This window comes from bacterium, assembly GCA_024742285.1.
Classification (GTDB): Bacteria; Myxococcota_A; UBA9160; order UBA9160; family UBA4427; genus UBA4427.
The window spans coordinates 144614-162894 of the sequence record JANSYR010000011.1; the positions used below are offsets into that span (position 1 = coordinate 144614).

Annotated in this window: 15 protein-coding genes; 9 read left to right on the plus strand and 6 right to left on the minus strand. The window is 65.0% G+C overall.

Features of this window, described 5'->3' with window-relative positions; genetic code table 11:
• Nucleotides 1-210 precede the first annotated feature (210 nt).
• The 4 genes from NXI30_19480 to NXI30_19495 all read left to right on the plus strand — a co-directional run bounded on the left by NXI30_19480 (nucleotide 211) and on the right by NXI30_19495 (nucleotide 5895).
• A complete protein-coding gene (locus NXI30_19480) occupies nucleotides 211-2604 on the plus strand; it encodes a right-handed parallel beta-helix repeat-containing protein (GenBank protein ID MCR9096412.1) in 2394 nt (797 codons plus the stop codon).
• 984 nt (nucleotides 2605-3588) lie between these two features.
• Nucleotides 3589-4812, plus strand: a complete 1224-nt coding sequence (locus tag NXI30_19485; protein ID MCR9096413.1) for a DEAD/DEAH box helicase — start codon at nucleotides 3589-3591, stop codon at nucleotides 4810-4812.
• 216 nt (nucleotides 4813-5028) lie between these two features.
• Nucleotides 5029-5304, plus strand: coding sequence for an RNA-binding protein (locus NXI30_19490; GenBank protein MCR9096414.1), 276 nt, complete (start codon nucleotides 5029-5031; stop codon nucleotides 5302-5304).
• 84 nt (nucleotides 5305-5388) lie between these two features.
• Entirely contained in the window at nucleotides 5389-5895 is a 507-nt protein-coding gene (locus NXI30_19495) for a TIR domain-containing protein (GenBank protein ID MCR9096415.1), read from the plus strand.
• A 201-nt stretch (nucleotides 5896-6096) separates the two neighbouring features.
• Here NXI30_19495 and NXI30_19500 read toward each other — a convergent pair whose 3' ends face one another.
• Both NXI30_19500 and NXI30_19505 read right to left on the minus strand, forming a co-directional pair.
• Entirely contained in the window at nucleotides 6097-6804 is a 708-nt protein-coding gene (locus NXI30_19500; GenBank protein MCR9096416.1) for a hypothetical protein, read from the minus strand.
• A 266-nt stretch (nucleotides 6805-7070) separates the two neighbouring features.
• A complete protein-coding gene (locus NXI30_19505; GenBank protein ID MCR9096417.1) occupies nucleotides 7071-8240 on the minus strand; it encodes a citrate synthase in 1170 nt (389 codons plus the stop codon).
• Between the two features lie 203 nt (nucleotides 8241-8443).
• On the opposite strand from NXI30_19505, the gene NXI30_19510 reads away from it, so the two are divergent.
• Together NXI30_19510 and NXI30_19515 are read left to right on the plus strand one after the other, a co-directional pair.
• Nucleotides 8444-8887 (plus strand): hypothetical protein, encoded by a 444-nt coding sequence (locus NXI30_19510; GenBank protein ID MCR9096418.1) that lies wholly within the window; start codon nucleotides 8444-8446, stop codon nucleotides 8885-8887.
• 680 nt (nucleotides 8888-9567) lie between these two features.
• Complete coding sequence (locus NXI30_19515) at nucleotides 9568-9711, plus strand: hypothetical protein (protein MCR9096419.1); 144 nt, start codon at nucleotides 9568-9570, stop codon at nucleotides 9709-9711.
• A gap of 181 nt (nucleotides 9712-9892) precedes the next feature.
• Here NXI30_19515 and NXI30_19520 read toward each other — a convergent pair whose 3' ends face one another.
• The 4 genes from NXI30_19520 to NXI30_19535 all read right to left on the minus strand — a co-directional run bounded on the left by NXI30_19520 (nucleotide 9893) and on the right by NXI30_19535 (nucleotide 15913).
• Nucleotides 9893-10597, minus strand: a complete 705-nt coding sequence (locus NXI30_19520; protein MCR9096420.1) for a spermidine synthase — start codon at nucleotides 10595-10597, stop codon at nucleotides 9893-9895.
• Between the two features lie 216 nt (nucleotides 10598-10813).
• A complete protein-coding gene (locus tag NXI30_19525; protein MCR9096421.1) occupies nucleotides 10814-11224 on the minus strand; it encodes a helix-turn-helix domain-containing protein in 411 nt (136 codons plus the stop codon).
• Nucleotides 11225-12778: 1554 nt separating this feature from the next.
• Complete coding sequence (locus tag NXI30_19530) at nucleotides 12779-13558, minus strand: PEP-CTERM sorting domain-containing protein (protein MCR9096422.1); 780 nt, start codon at nucleotides 13556-13558, stop codon at nucleotides 12779-12781.
• Nucleotides 13559-13702: 144 nt separating this feature from the next.
• Complete coding sequence (locus NXI30_19535; GenBank protein MCR9096423.1) at nucleotides 13703-15913, minus strand: polysaccharide deacetylase family protein; 2211 nt, start codon at nucleotides 15911-15913, stop codon at nucleotides 13703-13705.
• Nucleotides 15914-16050: 137 nt separating this feature from the next.
• Here NXI30_19535 and NXI30_19540 point away from each other — a divergent pair, with 137 nt between their 5' ends.
• From NXI30_19540 to NXI30_19550, 3 genes are all read left to right on the plus strand, one after another.
• Nucleotides 16051-16209, plus strand: coding sequence for a hypothetical protein (locus NXI30_19540; protein ID MCR9096424.1), 159 nt, complete (start codon nucleotides 16051-16053; stop codon nucleotides 16207-16209).
• Nucleotides 16210-16373: 164 nt separating this feature from the next.
• Entirely contained in the window at nucleotides 16374-17426 is a 1053-nt protein-coding gene (locus NXI30_19545) for an NADPH:quinone oxidoreductase family protein (protein MCR9096425.1), read from the plus strand.
• A gap of 119 nt (nucleotides 17427-17545) precedes the next feature.
• Nucleotides 17546-18166, plus strand: a complete 621-nt coding sequence (locus tag NXI30_19550) for a cysteine hydrolase (GenBank protein MCR9096426.1) — start codon at nucleotides 17546-17548, stop codon at nucleotides 18164-18166.
• Nucleotides 18167-18281: the final 115 nt, after the last annotated feature.

Genomic DNA, 18281 nt, shown 5'->3' on the forward strand with positions numbered 1-18281 from the left:
TCTTCGTACAGGGGCTTGGACTCGGTCGAAGTTCGCCAATACCTCGTCCTCGCCGCCGGCGGTGGGAAGCTCGGGCGGCCGTCCGGGTCGAAGCCCGTGGCCTCCGCGCTGCCCAGGGACTAGCGGCCCGAGAAAATCGCGCTGCGTGAACCGCTTCACGGAGCGGCCGCGGCTCCCGTCCGAATCTGTCCTCGAGACCGGGAGGACGGCATGAAGACGAGACGCGTTTCACAAGAAGTTCGGGAGCGGGTGCTCGAGCGCATCCGCGGCGCCCTCGCGACCGCGGTCGCGATCGGCGTCTGTCTCGCCGCGTCGAGTGCCTTCGGCGCGACCTTCTCGGTCAACTCGACCGCCGACACCGGCGACGCCACGCCCGGGGACGGTGCCTGCTTCACCGGGCTCTTCATCCAGATCGCTCCCGGCGTCTTCGCCGGCCAGTGCACCCTGCGGGCCGCGATCGAAGAGGGAAACGCGCTCGCCGGCGCCGACGTCGTCGAGTTCGCGGCCACGCTGCCCACGGTCGCGGGCGTCGTCGAGATCTTCCCGACCAGTCTCCTGCCGACGATCAGCGATCCGCTCACAATCGATGGCTATACGGCGCCCGGCTACGCCCTGCTCGACCCGAATGCCAAGCCGATCATCAACATCGGCGGCGGACAGGCTGGCGGTGGGGCGGGCCTCGTCGTCACCTCCGGCGCGACGGGCAGCGTGATCCGCGGCCTCGCGATCCACGGATTCGACCTCTCCGGCATCATCGTGACGACCGGGACGCGCGTCGACGCGGACGTCGCGATCGAAGGCTGCCACATCGGCATCTCCCGGGGCGTCTTCTACCCCGGCAACGGGGCCTACGGCATCGAGGTGCGTGCCTCCCGTTCCGTGCGGATCGGCAAGTCGTGCGGGGCCGGGGCCTGCACGGGCCGTCGCAACGTGATCGCGAGCAGCGGGTCGCACGGGATCCGCCTGGCGAACAGCCTCTTCGTCGACGTGAACGGCAACCTAATCGGGACGGATACGTTCGGTTCCTCGACCTTCGTCCCCTTCGGCGGCAGCACGCCGAACGGCGGTTACGGCGTCGCGCTCGTCGACGGGTCGACCCGGAACCAGATCGGCTCTGCGCTGGAAGGCGGGGGCAACCTGATCTCGGGCAATGGCCTCGGCGGCGTGCTCATCGAGCCCGCGGTGGCGAACACCGTGATCGGGAACACGATCGGGACCAACCTCGCAGGGACTTCGGCGCTGGGGAACCAGGGAAGCGGCATCGAGATCGTCGATGGCTTCGGGCATCTGGTGCGAAACAACCTGATCTCGGCCAACGATGGCGCCGGGATCGACTCCGAAGGGGCGAACCGGATCGACTTGAACATCGTCGGCCTGAACAGGGACCTCGATGACACGCTCGGGAACGGTTCGCACGGGATTCAGGTCGACGGGGTCGATGCGACCATCGAGGGCAACATCGTCGGCGGCAACGCCGTGAACGGGATCCTCGCCTTTGGTGCCGATCACACGATTCTCCGGAACACGGTCGGCACCAACGCCCAGGGCGACGATCTCGGGAACGACTGGAACGGGATCATCGTGAGTGGCGCGCAGGGCGTGGTGGTCGGGGAACCCGGCCTCGGCAACATCGTCGGCCATCAGCGCATCGGCATCGGTTTCTCGTTCTCGTCCGCGCAAAACTTCGTACTGGGGAACTGCGTGGGTACGCTGCCCAGTGGGACGCCCATTCCGAACTCGATCGCGGGGGTCTACGTCTCCAACTCCGACGACGTCGAGATCGGGACGATCGACGGCCTGGACAACGGCGGGGGTAACGTGATCGGTCACAACGCGGCGCCGGGCATCCAGCTCGTCTCCGGCGGTTCGGCGAACACGGGCAGTCGGGTTCGGGGCAACTGGATCGGCGTGCTGCCCGACGGGACGCCAGCGCCCAACGCCGACGGCGGTGTCCAGGTCCAGGGGAGTGGCAACACGATCGGCGCGGCGCTCGGCGCGCTGGACGAGATGGTCGCGGCCGCGGCCAACGTGTTCGCGCACAACGAAGACTCGGCGATCCGCGTCTTTGAATCCGCGCAGGGCACGACCGTGCGGGGGAACGTGTTCTTCGAGAGCTTCGACTATCTGCCCGTCGATCTCGGCGACGACGGGGAGACGGACAACGACCTCGGCGATACCGACGTCGGCGCGAACCAGCTCCAGAATCTGCCGCTGATGGATCCGGTGTTCACGGAGTTCAATCCGATCACCGGCGACCTCGAGGTCCGCTATCTCGTCGACGCCGACCCGCTCGAGGCGAGCTACCCGCTCAAGGTCGATTTCTACCTGCGCACGACGCCGGACGGGCGGGCGGACGTCTACGTCGGGTCCGACCTCTACCCGGCGACCGCTGCGAACACCTATCGACTCATCGGCGTCGTGCCCCAGATCGAGGGCGACCTCGACGGCATGCTCGTGGCGACCGCGACGGATGCGGACGGCAATACGAGCGAGCTCACCCGTCAGTCCGTTCCCGTCCCCGAGCCGGGCGCGGCCGGTATGCTCGTCGCCGGGTGCCTCGCACTCACGGGGATCACTCGCGCGCGTGACTGCCGACGAGTGTGAGGTCCGGCATGATGGAACCGCGAACGACGGCTTCTTCGACCTCTCGACGTCTCGCGATCGCCCCCGGCAGGGGCTGACGTGCCCCGGCGGGGCATGCTTGTCGGCTCGTGACAGATCGGCGGTGCCGAGAACCGGGCTTGTTCTTCGCGCGCTCCGCGATTCGTCCTGCCTTTCCTTGCCTCTCAGTGCCGGTCACTGTCTGGTTCGAGCGGACCAAGAGCCGAAGCAACCTCAATCATTCCGGATGATTGCGGGATTCCCGGCCTGGCTCGCCAACTCGGCGGGGGAGGAGGCGAAGCCTCCGAGTGCGAGCGATCAGCGAGTGGAGCGGCCTTCAGGCCGCGACCGGACGCCAGTTCGAATCTGGTCTCGTGCTCCGTATGAGCCCTCGGATTCTCTCGTGTATACGAGAAGTCCGGGGGGGCTCATGTTAGGCCACGGTGACGGATAGCTGACCTGAGTCGGAGCTCCTGAATTTCGCGACGGCCGCCGTACCTCAGTGGACAGATCGGGTCGAATCCCAGCCGTCATCCGTGGCCGGAAACGTGTGATCCTCACGTCGGTAGTAGGCACTGGCGAGCGGCGTCCACTGACACAGGCCCGCCGCGCCGTGGATCTGGATCGCCCGGCCGATGATCGCGGCGACGGGCTCGCTGGTGATCTGCGCGATTTTCGCATCGCCACGTTGTAGCCAGGGTGAGAACGTCCTCGTTGGGACTCTCCCGCGAACGTTGCCAGGAGGAGCGCCGATTCTGAGCTCGTCGGATCGACACGCAGGTCGTTCTCGAGATTGAATGGCGGGTGCCGACGCGCTGCGCTATCACTCTATTTTTCGGGTATCTCCCCGCCGCCTGCCAGGCCACAGAGGCAGCGGCCAAGATGCGGCTACAGCAGCCCCTCACTTCTCGAGCTGAGGCGCGCCGCAAACCACCTCTTCCCCGCCTGTTGTTTGGGTAAGAACGAAGTGCCGAGGCCACGCGGAGCGTGTCGCCCTCGCACGTTGGAGTCTCCTTCTTGCCCAGCGCCCTTGCGCGACCTCTGCCGAACGCCAGCTTCGGCACCTTTCAGCTCTCTGCGTCGATCTCGAACGCCCTCGAGGATTCGGGGTACCGAACGCCGCGTCCCATCCAATCCGAGACCCTTCCTGCCTCCCTGGCCCGTCGAGATGTGTTTGGCCTTGCCCCGACCGGGACAGGGAAGACGGCGGCCTTCGCCGTACCTGTTCTCGAGCACCTTGCGGGCGAGGAGAACGGCGGCACACGTGCGCTCGTCCTCGCGCCGACCAGGGAACTCGCGACGCAGATCGAACAGGAGATCGTCGTCCTTGCTCGCTACACCCACGTATCCACGACCACGGTCTTCGGTGGGTTGTCCGTTCGCGCGCAATCTCGGCGCCTCGAGCAGCATCCCGATATCGTCGTCGGCTGTCCGGGACGGGTCCTCCGCTTGCTCGAGCAAGGGACGATGGATCCGAGCCGCATTGAAATGCTCGTGATCGACGAAGCGGATTGCTTGCTCGACATGGGGTTCAGGCGGCAGCTGATGCGAATCCTCGCGAAGCTGCCGAAAGGAAGACAAATCCTCCTGTTCTCGGCGACGATGTCGCGGGAGATTCGAAGCCTCGCCAACGAGATCCTGTCGAGTCCTCACGTAGTCGACCTGGCGTGTGCACCCTTGAGCGGGAAGACCGAGCACATCCTGTACTCCGTTCCTGAAGAGGGGAAGAGCGACCTGCTCAACCGCGTGCTGTCGCGACGTGACTGTGCGACTGCGATCGTCTTCATGCGAACCAAGCATCGCGCTCGAGAAGCAGCCCAGCAGATCAGGGGACAAGGGCTCCGCGCCATCGCGCTTCAAGGTGACATGTCTCAGTCGCAGCGAGAACAAGCGATGACGGGCTTTCGCGAGGGACGCTTCGACATTCTGGTGGCGACGGACATCGCGGCCCGCGGTCTCGACGTCCCCGGCGTAGACGACGTGGTGAACTTCGACGTCCCGAAGACGCCCGCGTCCCACATCCACCGAGTCGGAAACGCCGGGCGCTCCGGGGGCGCTGGCAGGGCGTGCACGTTCGTGACGCCGAACGACCGGCAATGGCTGCGGGACACCGAGCAGGCACTCGGGCAGGGAACTGCCAGCCGAATCTCTCCGCGCCCGTCTCTGGTTCCCGCCTTCGGGTGGCCGGCGCCTGCGAGCGCCGAGAGCTGACCGAGGCCGACGCTTCTCGACCCGCCGCTTTGCGCGGGTTCGCAACTTGAAATTCACGATCACGCTGGCTGGCGGCGCGGAGTGACCTCGACGCCGCGGGCGACGCGCGAAGACGCGCGAGAGATCGAAGATCGACTCGGTCGCCTCAATCCGGAAGATCCGATGAGAGCATCGAGCGAGAGTCGCGACGGAAGACTGTCGCAGTTAGGACAACAATTGAGCAACAAGATCTATGTAGGCAATCTCCCCTTCTCCTCGACCGAAGACGAGCTGCGCAGCGTCTTTGCCTCGCACGGCGACGTCGAGTCCGTGAACGTGATCACGGATCGCGACACAGGTCGGCCGCGAGGCTTCGCATTCGTGGAGATGGTCGACGCCGACGCTGCCAGCAAAGCCATCCGGGCGCTCGACGGCTCGGAGCTGGGTGGCCGCAATCTGCGTGTGAACGAGGCGGAGGACAAGCGCGGCGGAGGCGGCTTCCGCGGCAGGTAGTCCTATGGCGCGGTTCCGCCTGACAGGGAAGGGCGCGCTCGGCGCCCTCCCGTCAGGCGGAGCCTGCCCGACCACGGAGTGGACATGAAAGTCTTCGTCAGCTTCGACGAGCGATACGATCGCGACCTCTACGAACGATTCACCGAGCAGTCGCGTCGCCCCGGCTCGTCGTTCGACATCGTTTGCGACGAGTCGAGCGCGATGCGGACGAAGGGCTGGTCGGATCATCCGCGCGGGCACATTCGGTCCGCGGATGAAGTCGTATTCCTCTGCGGGGAGCACACGAACGAATCTCTGCGCATGTCCGTCGAGCTCGGTATCACTCGGGAAGAGGAGAAGCCCTACATCCTGGTATGGGGGCGTCGTGACCAAATGTGCACGAAACCCGAGGGCGCTCTTCCGGGCGACGGAATGTACAGCTGGACGCACGACATCCTCGAGAGTCAGATGGCGGCCACCCTGCGCGCTGCCGCGCCGCGCGTGATTCCGGAGTCGTACAAGCGGCCGCCCGAACGGAGCAAGCTCGCCGCGGAGCCGACTTCCGCCAAGTCAACCGACGACAAGCCGCCGCGCGAGCAAGGCGATTCGTGATGTCAATGCGACACGATGAGGCTGGATTCCGCTCTTGACCACCCAATCCGCTCGGTGTGGGAGAACCTTTGCCGATGGCGCGCCGCGAAGACCGTCTGATATCCCCAGAACAACGCGCTTGACCACGTGAGTGAGGGTTCTGCGGACGGTGGCTCGGCGGATTCCGGCCGTACCCAGGCGACCGTCAAGCTCTGGTGTTGCTCACCGTCTTCTCGGGCTCGGTGATCGCCGGCGATTCGGTGACTGCCCCGACCAGGTGAGGAAGAGCGAGAGACCCGAAATCAGCATAGTCAGCAGGCCGATGTCCGAGATGGAGAACCTCGCTCCTGCAATCCGAAGCAGGTATCCATCACTGGTCCCCGAGGATGGAACGATTGCGGCAAGCCCACCCATAGCCAGAGTGACGACACCAGCGATTGCGAGCAGGCGTGAGATCCGTGTTCGATTTCGCGAGAGGTGGGCGTCGAGTATTTCCTCGTATCGCTGCAATCCGCCAAGCTGCTGCTGTTCCGGTAGCGTTCTCAGGAGGACGAACGTCGCTTTCTCCATCGGGCGCGCTCGATCGCTATAGGCATTGACCTCTCGAACGAGTGGATGACCGACATCCAAGTACCGAGCGGAGCAGGGTGCTCGCAGATAGATGAGCTGATCCGGGTGAAGCCCCATTCGATCGAGGACGTCTAGCATGCATACGCCTTCGACGATCACAGGACGAACGGATAGAGCGCGGCGGATGCGCCGATACTCCAGGCGGTTCGTGTAGCCGACACCGTTGGGTACGAGGTAGTCGTCGAGGTGGACCGATTTGACGCCGAGATCAGCCGAGAGGCGGATTGCAAGCGTCGACTTTCCAGCTCCGGGCAGCCCGTCCAGCGCGATCAGAGGGGCCTCGGACAGGCGAATCTGCATGACTACCTGTTCGATCGACTGTCCGTTCTGGCACGCGACCTTGTATTCTTCGCGACTCGGGACCGAGATCGTTGGTGCCCCCTCTGTGATAGCTCTGGGAATGGTCCGATGGACGGACCCGCACGCAGCCCGCTTCGCGCCCCATTAGGCGATCTCCATGGTCGAGCTGCGGGTCGACTGGACCACGCGAAGGGACGCGCGTCCGGCGTGGAAAAGCCGACGGAGAATGTGTCGTCGGACCTGAATTCCGTGTTGCGCGCTGACGACTAGCGCCGCCAGTCGGTGGACGGACCCGATTGGCTTGGGCTGCGCGGTCGGCTCGCACGAACCGCCGGCTTCCCAATGTAGTGCGCTCGCGGTCGATAGATCCGATTGTTCTCGTATTGTTCGAGAACATGCGCACACCAGCCCGCAACGCGGCTCGCCGCGAAGACGCACGTGAAGAGATCGTCGGGGATACCGAGCCCGTCGTAGACCGTGGCAGAGTAGAAGTCGACGTTCGCGATCAGGCCCTTGCGGTCCATCATGCGCTCCTCGATGCACGTGCTGATGCGAAAGAGGTTGGCCTCACCTCCCTCAGGGGCCATCCGTTCGCTCATCGCGCGAAGGACTCGGGCCCGTGGATCGCCGTCCTTGTACACTCGGTGGCCGAAACCCATGATCTTCGCGCGTCGATCGAAAGCATCGTCGAGATACGGTTCGACCCGATTCACCGCACCGATCTCGCGGAGCATCTTGATGACCGCCGAATTCGCCCCGCCGTGCAGGCGCCCCTTCAATGCACCGACGGCCGAGAGCACAGACGAGTAGAGACCGGATTCGGTGCTCGCGGTGACCCGGGCAGCGAAGGTCGAGGCGTTCAGCTCGTGGTCGGCGTGCAAAATCAAGCAGACGTCGACGGTTCGTTCCTGTCCTGACGTGGGCGCCTCGCCGGTGATACCGCGAAGAAGATTCCACGCGATGGAGCGTTCCGGATCTGGCGCCAGAGGACGCTGACCGCGGCGAATGCGTTGATACGCGCCAACGATCGTCCCTAGACACGCTGTGAGCCGAAGGGCCTGATTCAGCGTTGCACTGCGGCGTATCTGGTTCGCCTCCGCGTCGTGGAGAGCAAGCGTTGCGACGACTGTGGCGAGGTAGTCCATCGGGTGAACGTTGGACGGCATCACGCTGAGCCACCTGCGTGCCTCTTCGGGAAGCTTGACGTTCGCCTGGAGCTGCGCCCGGAAGCCCGATAGCTGAGGTGAGGTCGGAAGATCTCCGAACCACAGGAGGTAGACCACCTCTTCGAACGTGGCGCTGGTGGCCAGCTCTTCGATCGTATGACCGCGATAGAGCAGCGTCGTGCCGTCAATCGTGCTGATCGCGCTCGAACAGGCGACGACGTTCTCGAGCCCTTTGTCAGCCGCGGCCGTGAAGAGTGTCGATTGGGTCAATTCGAGGCACCTCGCAGCGGACTAAGTCGCACCTTGCAGGGTTCGCATACGGATAGAAGGTAGAGGCTGATGTGGAGTCGATCGCACCAGAAGCAGCGGCTCGATCTCGGCGAGGGATGCACTCCCATCAAGGAGCGACCTCGGCGATCAAGCTTCTCGCTTCCTTCCAAAGCTCATTCCCTTCGGCTCCTTCTCGCGGTCGCTTGCTAAACGTCCGGGAGAGAAGCCTGTACCGTTCAAGCGCCTTCGTTTCGTGTGGCGCCGAGATCCGAAGGATTCAGCCGCTCTCGTGCACAAGTAGACCCGAGCAGGCCCGTGAGTACGGAGCAGACCTCATCGACCCCGGCCGACTGAAGGACATGCGTGTAGCCGAGCGCCGAAGCCCGATCCATGGCAAGGCTGTCGGAGCATTCCCGGAAAATGAGAAGAACACGAACGTCGGGATTCCGCTGGATCACCCGGCGCGCAAACTCGAATCCGGACATCTCCTTCATCTGGGCGCAGCAAACGACAGCGCCGATCTTGTGAGTCGAATCCTGGATGAGTCTCTCGCAGGATCGAGGCCCAGCCGCATGAAGTACCTCGTGCCCGGAGGCACGGAGAGCTCTCAGGAGGCCAATCCGCCGCCGCTCGTCGTCGTCGCCTAGGGCAACGAACGTCGGACCGAGACGAGGCGGAGACGTCCCCCCCGAGCAGCCAGCACCAGCGGGCGTCCAGCTGGGCGTTTGGCTCCCGGTGGCCACCGACAGAGGAACGCGATCGCCCTGGGTCCAGGGATCTTGTCGGCGCTGCTCCATATCGCCTCATCTGGCTGCGATCGTGTGTTCACTCAGCGCGACCGTGTTTGCCTCTTCGGTCAATCACTGCTTGGTATAGCAAGCATTCTCTCGAATTGCTTGCTACACCGAGCAATGCCTTGGAGAATGTGCAGATTGTCGGCATTTGGAATCATGCAGATGGACGCGCACCCGGGGATCCGGGGGCATGGCCGGGCCCGTGATCGAAGGTCCAGGCACGCAAACCCAGCGTGCGCCTCGACGGTCGACCGAGTCGACGTCTGGCGCAGGACTCGACGGTCGAACCCGGGTGCACAAGACTCGAGTCCTTTCGTTCGCGACTCGACGCCCGTCCCAACGACTCGTTCACCTGTCAGTCGCCCGCTCGGGGAGGCTGACTGCAACCTCATCGTGCGCGCACATCCGGTCGTGAGGCTACTGCTTTCCCCAACGAGACTAGGACCTGCCTCGCTCTGGCGGCGCAATTCGGAACCTACGCAAGACGCGTAGGTCGCTTGGACCACGACACTGATTCGATTGGAGGGTTCGCCATGGGTGACAAGGGAAGCAAGGACAAGAGCAAGCGGGAGAAACAGAACAAGGCCAAGCTGAGCGTCAAGGAAAAGCGAAGGATCAAGCAGGGCAAGAACAGCCTGCCTCCGAGCCCTCTGACGTCGCCGCCCGGGGGCAAGTAGACCGAAGCGCTTGATTGCGCCTGGTCTACCGTCGAGCGAACGCATTCGCGCGCGGAGCGGCGTGACCCGACTCGGACTTCGCCTCGCTCGCCGTGGGTATCCCCTCATTCATGCCATGCGCGCGATCGGCTTTCGTCGCTGATTGGGCTTGACAGGAATCAAAGAGTTCCACGAATTCGTGCTAGTCGTTCTCCGCAAGGAAGAGCCAGTTCGTCTCCTTCTTGCCCGTGAGTTCGTTGTCGAATGCGACGGGCGCAATCTCTCCGTGAGGGAATACAGCGCGAATCGCATCTGCAAACGGCGAGTTGCCGGCGTACGACCAGACACCGAGGACTCCGCCGGGACGTATGTGCTCCTTGGCCGATCTGAGGCCGGCCTCCGAATAGAACGCTGAATTCGCCTCGGCGAGCGGCTCGTCGGGTGAGTGGTCGACGTCGATCAGAACGAGGTCATATTGCAGCTCTGGTGGCGCGGCGAGCATCGAGTACACATCGCCCTCGATCGCCGAGTAGCGAGGATCGCTGTTCAGTTCGTCCGACAACGGGACGAGTCCCCTCTTCATCCAGGCGATCACCTGGGGCAAGAACTCGACCACGTCGACGCGGGTGACTGCATCCGACTTCAGAGCTTCCTGCGCGGTGTAGCCAAGACCCAGGCCACCCACGAGCACTCGGAGCCCATGGGTCCCGCGATGGCGTGCCAGGGCTTGGCTCGACAGGGCGCGCTCGGATTCCGTGTGATGGCTGCTCATCAAGAGCATGTGATCGAGCGTGATTTCGGTCACCATCGTCCCCGGGCTCGCCAGGAGTTCTCGACGGCGTAGGCAGATCGCACCGATCGGACTGTCGCTATACGCCAGCACTTCCAGACTAGAGGTTCTCTGCATCAGACGGATCGACCTCCCTTCAAGAGAAAGGAGCCTCGACGACGCTCGCTCTTCGAAGTCATGGTCACAGCTGACGGACTCGCGGCGGCGAAGTCTGCTCGCAAGAGCGCCACGCCGTCGATGCGGGATGGCCGGCCGGTTTGCGCGTCCGATCCTCGATGTACGCAGCGAGCGCGAGAAACGACGGAGACATGATAGGTATGGGTAGCGACGTCGTCACGAAGGAGCTTTTCGAGATCGAATGAACGCGAGATACTTCAGGAGTTCCTCTTCCTCTTCGGCGGTGAGGTCGTCGATCGCGAAAACTGCCAATCTTCTGCGTCGCGCGGGACCTGCATGCTCGGAGGGCAGTAGATATCCCGCCTTTTCCATGAGGGCCTCGTAGGGAACGACGTAGACTTCGGCCAGGCTGTGCAGAACGTTGGGTGAAGGCTTCTTGATCTTCCCGTTCTCGAGCTGACTCAGATAGGCGTTCGAGACCGTGTTTCCGGTCGCCTGCTCGACCTCCCGAAGAGAGAGTCCTTTCGCCTTTCGCAAATCCGACAGGACGATGCCCAGTTCCTCGGGCTTCCCCTCGAACACCGGCCGGCGTGGCTGTCTCTTCGCTGCTTTTTTGCGCGCGGCCATCGGTCTCCACTGCTAGAGGTTCGCGTCCCAGGCTCGTGCTGGGAGTTGCTCGTCGATTTCGAGCACGGATCGTGAACCATCTGCTTGGTATGTCAAGCATATTTCAAGAACGATCGGTATGCTGTGCCTACGGTTCTGCTGGAGCAATCGCGAATCGCAACGAGCGATTCCGGGATCTCTTTGGCCGGGTGGCGCAAGATGGGCGTTCCGCTCTGTGGGTGCCTCTTTCGCGTCTGGGGACTGAACGGCCGCTTGCTCACGCGTTCTCGCGTTTGGTCAGCCCTGGCCCCCGTGGCGCGGCCCTCCGTGTCGAGCAACAAGAACCCGAACCGCCGCCCGATTTCGAGCGAGGAGCGAAATGAGGCCCAGCAAGAAGAGCAAGCTACGACGCCGAGCTACGGAGATCGCGAGCAGCACGGGGGCACTCTTGTTGGGAGTGCCGGTGGTGATTCTCGCTCCCGCGCTGGCGTCGTCAGAGGAGGAGACTCGGCGAGCGATGCCCTTGCACGCTCACCCCAAGGACTACGGGTCCGGGTGGGAGTGCGATCGGGGGTACCGCCTCTCGGAACAAGAAAACTGCGTCGCCGTCGAGGTGCCGGAGAACGCCTTTCTCTCGTTCGACGGACGTAGTTGGCGGTGCCACCGTGGTTACGAGAAGCGTGTCGGGACCTGCGCCAGAATCGAGGTGCCCGACAATGCCCATCTATCGGACATCGCGATGGTGGGATGGAGGTGCGACCGCGGATTTCGACATGTTGGCGCCACGTGCGCCGAGATCAAAGTTCCAGCCAACGGATTTCTCCATGCATCGGGAAGCGAGTGGAAATGCGACCGGGGATTCGAGGCCCGCGGCAACGAGTGTGTCGCCCTGAAAGTACCCGCGTCCGGATACCTCGACGAGACTGGCAACAGCTTCTCGTGCAACTTCGGGCATCGAAAGAAAGGGGCATCGTGCATCCTGGTCGACGTCCCACCACACGGTTATCTCGTATCGACTGGAAAGGACTGGCGGTGCGAACGCGGCTTCCGAAGGACTCGCCGCGCTTGTTCGGCCATCGAAGTTCCCGCGAATGCACGACTCACGGCGTCCGGAAACGCTTGGATGTGCAATGAAGGCTTCCGTCAACGACGTCAGACCTGCGAACCCGAATAGCCGTGGCAACGCAACTCGAAGAGCAACGACGCCCACGAAATCGCGCTTTCTTCCGGGCGGGGCGATCGTTCTCAGACGCTGATATCCGCGGTGGCGAGAACGCGCATTGAACGGTGGAATCGCCGTCCGATGGTTGGCGCGATGCGGTACGTGCCCCGAGCGAGGTCGATTGTGTCCGACCGCAGGCAATGCGCGCGATCGATACCGGTTCGCACGTACTGCCAACTGGAGCGAAATCCGCTCGGCCGTACGGTACGGGGATCGTGGTGCATCAAGTGAACCGCCCCGGGAATTCCGGAGACTCGTTTGGTTGAGTCCCGGCTCCTGGGGAGCCCCTCTTGCCTGGAGAGACGGAGTCGCACATCCCGTGGAGCCCATCTGACTCCGTATCGCTGGCGGTTTCAACCGGCTCTCCGGCGAGATCGTCGGCGGTCCGTGGTGGCGTGCGCGAGGACTGCGAGGCCGCCGATTCCGGTTGCGAGCATGAGACCGGTGGCCGGTTCCGGCACGCGGACGAGGAAGTGGCCGTAGCTGCCTGCGGAGTCGTTCGTCGGCGACGCAGTCTGGGGGGAGGTGAAGCTGCATCCCGTGACCGAGCCGAAGTCGTTCCCCTGGGAGATGGACGCTTCGATGCGGGCCCATCGCGGCGAACTCTCCGTGTCGTCGGCGACACACACGCCCTGTACGAAGCCGTGGCTGCCGCAGTTCGCTCCGGTTGCGCAGCCCAGATAGGACATGAAATCCCGCACGAGTGGGAAGCCCCCGATGGAGGCGAAGCTGCTCGCGAACGAGAAGTTCGCGTAGAGGCTGTTCGCCTGGGGCCCGTTCTGCCATCCCGTGACCTCGAAGGCGGTCGCGTATCGGAAGCCCTCGAAGTCGCCGCCGGGGCCGAGTTCATCGGTTCCATCGTTGCCGACAATGTCGTCGAAGCTGCGCCCTTCGGTCACGGTCAGGTCGAGCCAATCGAGCCCCGTCGAGGCGTCATGGGTGATGTTGCGAGCGTCCGGCGAGGGGGGGAGGGTGGGGTCGTCGAACTCGAAGAGCTGGGCGCCTGCGTCGGAGAAGGCCGTGATGGACGCGAGGGCGCTGAGCGCGGCGAGTCGACTCCACGAGCGGCGAAATCGCTTCATCGAGCTGCGGGCGTCGGCCGGGAGGGAGGAAGCGGGCTGGTGGATCGACATGGGTTGGGTCTCCTTGCGCGGGCGGCTCGGCTTCGATGGAGAGATCTTCGGCCCGGATGGCGCGGCCGTCTGTTGTCGACTTCACAGAACGGTCGATTGCGACGGCCGGCGCTGCGCTCACGTTGCGCACGAGCTTCTCCTTGCTCAGGGCCGTTCGGCGAAGCGTCGACCGACTTCTTCGAGCGTCGAGAAGTGAACGCCCTCGAGGCGCTTGGCGTACTCGATGAATTCCCGCAGTCCGTCGACGTTCGCGTCGCTGTGTCCGATGATCCAGGGGTGGAGCACGAGGACCATCACCCCGCGTTGCTCGTGGATCTCGTCGAGCGTCCGCTTCCAGATGTTCGAGAGGTAGCTCGGGTCGACTCCGTCGGGAGAGCGATGCAGCCGACCTCCGACGATGTCACCGTTGTAGCCCGTCCAATCCGATGGGTACGCGAAGGGGATCTCGATCAGCGAGTCTTCGCCTTCGACGATCTCGTAGGGGTAGGGAAAGGCATCGACCGACAGATCCGCGAGGTGGCTCGGCGGGGTGATGCCTCTCGACCGCGCATAGCGCGAGACCGTGGCGATCGAGCTGTCGACGTGGAGCCCGTACTCGCCCCCGGAACTGCTCGGGCGGCCGCGTAGCCAGTCGAGGGTCTCGACGATCGAGCCGTCGAAGGAACGGTGGCCATCGCAGTAGGGCGCCCGGAACGACGCCACGGATCGGCCGAAGAGTCGCACCAGATCCTCCTGTTGGGACTCGACTTCGTCGCGCTGCGTCGCGCTGTCCGTCGCGTTCAGGAGCGGGTCGTGTCGCGACCAGCCGGGGCGGAGGAAGCCGACGCGACCCATGTGACTCCTGGTGTGGTTTCCGATGTCGTGATTCCGGAGGCAACGCATCCAGTCCGGATCGCGCTCCGCGCCGCCGGAGCCGGCGCCGTCGAGCATGAAGGACGCGTCGATGCCCTGTTCGACGAGCAGGTCGTGGAGCGCGCAGGTCTGGTAGGCGAAGCCCTCGGTGTCGAAGGAGAGCACGACGACGGCCTGGGCTTCGGGGGCGAACCACGTGTCGACCGGGCGGGGAGTGCGCGCGCCTTCGAGGTGGGCCGAAGTGAGGCGACGCATCTCTGCGTACTCGGGGTGCAAAGACGAGAGCGTCTCGTGCATGTGGAAGAGATAGTAGCCGGCGCCGGCGCTTCCCCGGACGGACCAGCCGGAGCGGAACGCGAATCCGCGCGGCGCAGCGAAGTGGTAGAGCCAGTGCGCGTAGTGCCCGCGGTTCGCCCGCCCGCCGATCGCGTACGTCTCGTCGGGGGACCAGTCCTCCGGGACCGCCCGCCACCAGAAGGTCTGCGTGTAGTACCCGCCGTCGGGCCAGGGCCATCCCTCGACGAAGTCCGGACGCGTCTTCCAGTTCTCCGGAACGGCGTACTCCCAGAAGTAGTGTGCGTAGTGGCCGACGTCGTCTCCGTCGACGCGGTAGTAGTCCTGGCCGAGCGCCGTGACCTCGTCGTCGTAGCTCTTCCAGTTCTCGGGGATCGCGCGAAGCCAGAGCGTCTGCTCGTAGTAGCCGCCGCGACGATCGGGCCAACCCATGAAGGCATCTCTCGAGGCCCAGGCGTCGGGCACGGCGAGGCCCCACAGGAAGAATCGGTAGTACCCGAGCCGGTCCCTGGATCCGAGCTTCCAATCGCGCTTCGCCCAGTTCTTCGCGACGGCGCCGCGCCAGAACCACCACTGGTAGTAGGAAAGGCCGCTCACGTCTCCGCTCGGCCCCCAGGCAGGACCCCAACCATCGGGCACGGCCTCCAGCCAGAACGTCTGCGTGTAGTAGCCCCCTTCGGGCAGATACCAGCCGGGCATCGCCGAGGTCCACGCCCAGTTCTCCGGTACCGCATGGAGCCAGAGCGTCTGCGTGAAGTAGCCGCCGCCGTCGGGCTGGTACCAGCCTTCCATGGCCGGGACCGGGCTCCAGTTCTCGGGGACCGCGCGCTGCCAGAACGCGTTCCTCACGGAGACGGCACAGCTACCGGGAATCTCGCGCGGCACGATCTGGTTCCAGAACCAATCCTGGTAGCGCGGCTCGCGGGCGACCTGATCCCACCACGCGCGATACTCGTCGGGGTTCTCCGCCGGGCTCAGGTTGCAGGCGAGATGGCCTTCGTTTTCCGGTTCCGGATAAGGGGTCGCAAAGGCGCGCTCGGCGGTCGCGAGCTGCGCGACGACGAGGAGGAGCGACAGGATCCACACGGCGCGAAGAGGGCCGCGCGGACATCGAGGACTTCGATCGGGATCGGTCATGACGGGCAACTCCTTCGAGAGGACACCCGAAGCGTCGTCCGGTTCGGCGTGGCGCACCGTGAACCGCTTCACGCAAGCGCGAGGATCCGAGACCGGTCGGTGTCGCCCCACTCGGCGTCGCGCACCGAGCGGGGCGTCGGCGCTTCGTTGGGGCGACGGCGCACGCCCGCGCGCCGATCGGTCTCGAGGAGGCGTGGCAGGCCCATCGCGTGCACTCGGGCTACCTGGTGCTCGCCTCGTTCATGTCCTTCGTGCCGCCCTGCAACGGCGAGGATCAGCGCGCCTTCTCAGATGCGTTCCGCGATCGTGCGATCGAGGCGATGGACGACCTCGGGACGGCCGAGGCGATGCGCGAGGCGTTGGCCTGACGGCCAGGAGCCCCGTTCGTCCGCGAAGGAGAAGAGGAGCAAAGGAGCGAAGGCTCGTGGAATTCCGCGATGGGCGCGCATCCGCTCCTCTCGCCGTTCGGATATGTTCCACCCATCGGCTGTGGGTCGCTCCGCCACGAACCAACCCGCCCGAAGGAGACGTGATGCGTGCATGGCAAGTCGTACGAAACGGAAAACCGAGCGAGGCGCTCGAGCTCGTCGAGGTGCCGACGCCGGAACCCGGGCCGGGCGAGGTGCTCGTCGAGGCGCGCGCGAGCGTCTGCAACTACAATGAGGTCGACGGCTGTCACGGTCGCTACCTCACGATCGATCCGCCGCTGCCCTACACGCTCGGGATGGAGTGCGTGGGCGAGGTCGTCGCGGCAGGCCCCGGCGCCGAGTCGTGGATCGGCAAACGCGTGACGACGAGCGGCCAGGGCGGGATCGGAGCCCACGCGGAAGCCGTGATCGGAACGGCGGGAATGACCTTCGAGGCACCGGCCGGGCTCGACGATGCCGAGGCCGCCGCCTTCTTCTATCCCTTTCATCTCGCCCACCTCGGACTGCACGAGCGCGGGCGGCTGCGCGCAGGCGAGACCGTGCTCGTCCACGCGGCGGCCGGCGGCGTGGGTTCCGCGGCGGTGCAGCTCGCGAAGGCGGCGGGCGCGCGGGTGCTCGCGACCGTGGGAAGCGACGCCAAGTTCGACTTCGTGAAGAAACTCGGCGCGGACGTCGTGATCAACTACCGCGACGCGGCCTTCGACGAGGTCGTGCTCGCCGAGACGGGCGGCCGTGGCGTCGACGCCTGCTTCGACGGCGTCGGGGGCGACGTCATGATGCGCTCGCTGCGCTGTCTCGTCGAAGGAGGGCGTCATCTCGTCGTGGGCTTCGCCAGCGGGATCGAAGCCGAAGAGGTCCCGACGATCACCGGGCGAATGCTCTGCTTCGGAAACTTCGATCTCGTGGGCGTCATCCTCACCTATGTCGACGCGCCACCGGGTGGCGTGCCCGGCGAGTTCGCTCCGGTTCCCGTTCCGCGCTTCAACCCGTGCTCGACGGAGACCGGTCGACGGATCCAGGGGCACCTGATCGAGCTGCTCGAAGCGGGCGCGATCCGTCCGACGATCGGAGCGCGCCACGCCTTCGAGTCGCTCCCGCAGGCACTCGAGGAGATGGAGGCGCGGACCACGATCGGACGCGTCATCATCGACCGCTAGGTGGCGAAGCTCGGCGGCCGCTACGTCGTGCCGAGAACGTAGGGAAAGTACCGACGCGCGCAGCGGAACCCGTCGCGAGAAGCGGGCGGCTCGAGCGACGGCCGAAGAAGGAGAAGCACGTGACGATTCGTGAGCTCGTCGATCCGCGGCATACCGCCGTGCTCTGCATGGAAATGGAGCGTGGGGTGGTCGGCGATCTCGCGCGCTTCCCCGGGCCTCGGGAAGTCGTCGCCGACGAGGGGCTGGTGGAGCGCTGTGCCACGCTCTTCGCCGGAGCGCGTCGTGCCGGGATCCGCGTGATCCACTGCACCGCCGCCTTTCGTCCGGACCGTGCCGGGAGCTACCGCAATATGCCCTTCGTGAGCGCGTTGATGGATGACCCGCTCCACATCCCGGTCGGATCGGACGCCGCCTCGCCGCTCGCCGAGTTGCTCGATCCCGCCGATCTCGTCTCGGAGCGACTGCACGGTATCGCCCCTTTCGTGAACACGTCTCTCGTTCCCTATCTGACGAGCTTGGGGGTGCGCACGGTGATCGCGACGGGTGTGTCGCTCAATCGCGGGATCGTCGGCATGTCGATCGAAGCCGTCGACCACGGCTATTCGGTGGTGATCCCGACCGACGCGGTCGCCGGCTACCCGGCGGACTACGCGCGACTCGTGCTGAAGCACACGCTCGACGGCCTGACGACGCTGACCACCGTCGACGAGCTGGTCGACGTGTGGCGCGACGCGGACTGAGTAGCCGTTCCGCTCGCGCTCGGCGCGTCGAGTCGCGACTTAGGCGACGTGCCCGGGGCGCGGAAAGAGCCGTTTCCTCACCATCCGCATCCCGCTCGCGGTGGCAAGCCCGTCG